The sequence below is a fragment of the Prescottella defluvii genome, from assembly GCF_000738775.1.
Classification (GTDB): domain Bacteria; phylum Actinomycetota; class Actinomycetes; order Mycobacteriales; family Mycobacteriaceae; genus Prescottella; species Prescottella defluvii.
Genome location: NZ_JPOC01000078.1, coordinates 1 through 914, shown reverse-complemented (window position 1 = coordinate 914; position 914 = coordinate 1). Strand labels below are relative to the sequence as shown.

Below are 914 nucleotides of genomic sequence, written 5' to 3'. Positions count from 1 at the left end.
CCTTGCGGGTGAAGAGGTAGGACACCGATCCCGGGTCGGCCATGTTTCCGCCGTTGCGGGTCATCGCCGTGCGAACCTCACCGGCAGCGCGATTGCGGTTGTCGGTGAGACATTCGATGAGCACTGCGACGCCGTTGGGGCCGTAGCCCTCGTACATGATCGTCTGCCAGTCGGCGCCGCCCGCCGCTTCTTCTTGGCCTTCTGGATCGCGTCGAACAGCGTCGGATTGCCCGCCGGGTCACCGCCACCGGTACGAGCCGCCACCTCGATGTTCTTGATCAGCTTCGCGAAGGCTTTGCCGCGCTTGGCGTCGATCACGGCCTTCTTGTGCTTGGTGGTGGCCCATTTGGAGTGGCCGCTCATTCGTCGAAGCCCCTTCCTGCAGCGCGCCGTGGTAGATGCGACAAATCCCACGACGAAGTCCACTGCACATTTGTCGGATGTTCGATGCTACCTGCCCGCTCCTCCACGCCGAATACACCGCCTCCGCGCCAAGGTCACGATCCGGTACCTCTTGGGAAGTTCCGTGGACAGTCCGTCCGGTTCGTTGGAAGCCTTCCAGGGAAATCCGTGACAGGACATCGATGACGACGGGACGGCATTTCGCGCGGGGGCGCACTCCATTCATGCCGGTTCGTTGGGGGAAAGGCGAGCGTATGCGCAGCACTGACCGAGCGGGTCTTCCGAAGAGACTGAAGCAGCGTCTGTTCGGTGTCGCGGCAGCGGCACTGGCACTTCCGCTGTTCGCGGCTGTCGCCGGAGCACCGGTTGCATCGGCCGCGCCCGCGGGCGGCTACGAGGAAGTCTTCGTCAATTCGGAGATGGGTCCGATCAAGGTCCAGATCCAGTGGGCGGCCCGCGGCGGGAACGCCGCCCTGTACCTGCTCGACGGGATGCGCGCCCGCGACGACGCC

2 pseudogenes are annotated in these 914 nt (G+C 64.8%); one reads left to right on the top strand and one right to left on the bottom strand.

Annotated elements, in window-relative coordinates:
* A pseudogene (locus tag IJ15_RS24975) lies at window positions 1-363 on the bottom strand (YebC/PmpR family DNA-binding transcriptional regulator); the annotation flags it as partial.
* A gap of 293 nt (window positions 364-656) precedes the next feature.
* Between IJ15_RS24975 and IJ15_RS0122820 the strand changes: the two are divergent.
* Window positions 657-914: pseudogene (locus tag IJ15_RS0122820) on the top strand (esterase family protein); the annotation flags it as partial.